2 protein-coding genes are annotated in these 3613 nt (G+C 50.8%); both read left to right on the top strand.

The window, feature by feature from the left end; all coding sequences use genetic code 11:
- The first annotated feature begins 185 nt into the window (after positions 1–185).
- Positions 186–3455, top strand: coding sequence for an efflux RND transporter permease subunit (locus WAO31_RS03895; protein ID WP_509590484.1), 3270 nt, complete (start codon positions 186–188; stop codon positions 3453–3455).
- 12 nt (positions 3456–3467) lie between these two features.
- Positions 3468–3613, top strand: a 146-nt coding sequence (locus tag WAO31_RS03890; protein WP_509590486.1) for an exonuclease domain-containing protein, incomplete at its 3' end; no start/stop codon positions are given.

Here is a 3613-nt window from a genome sequence, read left to right as displayed (position 1 = left end):
AGAAGTAGGGCTAGCACTATTAGGCCGACTCGGGTCAGGATTTTCGAGATGTTCACCCCTCTAGCCTAAAGGCCCATTGAGGCTGGGAACTAGCTGGGAGAATCTGGCGATACCCTTATCTATTGGGGTCGTTAGTGCTTTAGTTAGATGTTGACCCAAAAACACATAACCTTAGGGGATTTTCCTTGTTCAGACTTGCCACCGCCTCACTCGCTAATCGCTCCGTTGTTGGTTTGCTTACCATCCTTGTTATTGGAGCGGGGCTACTATCAGCCACCGCACTCAAGCAGGAGCTCCTACCTTCTATTGAGGTGCCGCAGGCATCGATTGTCACCGCATACCCCGGTGCTTCGCCTGAGATTGTCGACGCTCAAGTCTCGTCCGTGATCGAAGACCAGGTTAGAACCCTAGATAACCTCGTGAACGTCCGCTCAACCTCAAGTGCGAACCTATCGGTTGTTCGAGTGGAGTTTGATTTTGGTACCACCACCTCAGATGTGGAGGAAAAGCTCAACTCGGTTATTTCAAGTGTTCAGGACTCTTTACCTGGAGATGTTTCTCCAAGGGTTATCTCAGGCTCTTTCGACAGCGTTCCAATCATTGTTCTATCTGTTGCCTCCACAACTGGTGACAACGACGCTCTGGCTGAAATCTTGGCAGATGTATCAATTCCAATTCTTTCTCAGGTACCGGGCGTTCAGGAGATAACGGTCGCCGGTGGCAAGCAAAAGCAGATCACCCTTGACCTAAAGGCAGATGTTCTGAGGGCGAATGGGCTGACACAGCAAAACATCGTTGACGCACTTCGTGCAAACGGATTTGTTATTCCTGCCGGTTCTATTTTGGATGACGCAGGAGAACTTCAAATTGAGGTTGGCACCGAAGTCAACTCACTCGAGCAGTTCAAAGCTCTTCCGCTAATCTCGGCCAACCCACAAGCTGCCCAAGCTGCGGCTGCTGCGGCTGCCCAAGCTGCAGCAGCTCAGGCTGCTGCACAAGCTCCCGGCCAGGTAGCAGCACCTGGTCTGCAAGCTCCAGAGGAACCTGCTGCCCCCGAGATTTTGAACATCGAAGATGTGGCTGATGTGTTTTACGATTACAAACCGGTTGATTCAATTTCGAGAACCAACGGCCTAGACTCACTCGGTATCCAAGTCACCAAGACTCAGGATGGAAACACTGTTGCAATCTCAAACGGAATTGAAGCAAAGATTGACGAGCTCAAGGAAAAGTTGGGCGGAAATGTTGAAATCAACACCGTGTTTGACCAGGGCCCCTTTGTTGAAAAGCAGCTGGAGAACCTAACGATTGAAGGGTCTCTCGGTCTGACCTTCGCAATCTTGATTATCTTGGTGTTCCTGGGCTCGATTCGCTCTACTCTAGTGACAGCAATTTCGATCCCTACTTCACTTCTCATAACCTTCGCAGGGCTACTAATCTCCGACTACAGCCTGAACCTGTTTACCCTGAGCGCCTTAACAATTGCGGTTGGTCGAGTGGTAGATGACTCAATTGTGGTTATTGAAAACATAAATAGGCATCTTTCCTACGGCGAGGAAAAGAAAAGCGCCATTATCCAAGCTGTTAAAGAAGTGGCGGGAGCCATTACCTCGGCCACAATCACAACGGTTGCCGTTTTCCTGCCGGTTGCACTCGTGGGTGGCGTAGTTGGAGAGCTGTTTAGGCCATTTAGCTTAAGCTTCACAATCGCACTTCTGGCCTCATTGATTGTTTCGCTAACTATTGTTCCGGTGCTTGCCTACTGGTTCCTAAAGACCCCGGCAGTTGAAGCTTCGGCTTACGAAATGACCGAGCAGCAATTGTCTGAACAGATGGAAAAAGCCCGCGAGGTCGAGGAGCAGAAGGAAAGACGAAGCTGGTTGCAGCGCGGATACATTCCAGTTCTTCGAACCACCCAGGCACACCCGGTTGTAACACTGATTGCCTCAGCAGCAGTGCTGGGCTTTACTTTCTCTCTCATTCCACAACTAAAGACCGACTTCATCGGCGACTTCGGAGGCGACACCTTCTCGGTTCGCCAGGAGATGCCCGCAGGCAGCACCTTCGAGCAGCGCGATAATGCATCTGAAATTGTTGAGGATTTGATTCTCGAGCAAGACGGTGTTGAGACCGTACTTGCAACCTTTGGTGGTCGCGCCGATGGTCGAGTGAACTTTGGTGGCAATGCTAATGCCACCACCATCCAAGTTTCCCTGGCCAAGGATGCAGATGGCGATGCCATTAAGGAAGCAATTCAAGAAGGCATCGACGCAAGAAGCGACATCGGCGAGACCTCTATCTCCGCTGGCGGAGGTCCTGGTGTTGGCGGTTCAGGAACAATTGACATCAAGATTGCAGGAACCAGCGACGAGGCACTATTTGAAGCGGTTGATCGAGTGCGCTCTGGCATGACATCGGTTCAAAACATCTCCGAGATTTCTTCTTCACTGTCTGAGCAACAAAGAACATTGAAAATTACAGTGGACCGAGTCAAGGCAGCCGAGTATGGGCTAACTGAGATTCAGGTTTCTGGGCTGGTGTCTTCGACCCTTCGCCCATCCTCAATTGGCGATGTGAACATCGACAATGAGGCGACTCCTATCTTCATTGTGCAGGAGAACACCCCTGCCACCCTGGAAGAGATCCGTGAGATTCAGATCCCAACCAGGCAAGGAATTATCGAGCTTCAGGAGATTGCAACCGTCCAAGAAGTCCAGGCACCTGTCTCGATCACCAGCGAAAAGGGTGAGCGAGTAGCAACGGTTGCCCTAACTCCAGACTCTGACGACCTGGGAGCTGTCACGAGAGAGGTGACCACTGCACTTGAAGAAATTGACCTGCCTCTTGGCGCAACGGCAACCATCGGTGGAGTATCGGCTGAGCAGACCGAGAGCTTCCAGCAGTTGGGACTTGCCTTACTAGCCGCAGTTGCGATTGTTTACCTGGTTATGGTTGGAACCTTCTCAAGCCTGGTTCAGCCGCTGATCTTGCTGATCTCGATTCCTTTTGCGGCAACCGGAGCTTTGGGTCTTCTACTTCTAACAGACACAGCCCTTGGCGTTCCAGCTCTTATTGGAATGCTGCTTCTGGTTGGTGTGGTGGTGACAAATGCCATTGTGCTTATTGACCTAATCAATCAATACCGCAAGCAGGGACGCTCCATCCAACAATCAATCATGGATGGTTCTCGTCAGCGCCTTCGTCCAATCTTGATGACCGCACTGGCAACCATCTTTGCACTGTCGCCTCTGGCATTTGGTATCACTGGAGGTGGCTTCATCAGCCAGCCGCTAGCAATCGTTGTTATCGGTGGACTGGTGTCCTCAACGCTCTTGACTTTGGTTATCGTTCCAGTTCTGTACTGGTTGATTGAAGGACGTAAAGAGCGCAAAGCCCTCAAAGGACCAAAAAAGCAACGGGGTAAAGCCAGAAGGCTTGCCGAAGCAGCGCGCTAAAGAAAGAAAACTGTGAAGTCTTCTGAAAATTTGGTCTGGATTGACTGTGAGATGACCGGTCTCGACGTTGAGAAAGATTGCCTTGTCGAAATTGCGGTGCTTATCACCGACTCAGATCTAAACATCTTGGACGAGGGTCTCTCCGTTGTGATTAAACC

The sequence above is a fragment of the Rhodoluna sp. genome, from assembly GCF_049276775.1.
Taxonomy (GTDB): Bacteria; Actinomycetota; Actinomycetes; order Actinomycetales; family Microbacteriaceae; genus Rhodoluna.
The sequence above is the reverse complement of the archived record's forward strand: the minus strand, read 5'-3'. Positions and strand labels throughout refer to the sequence as shown.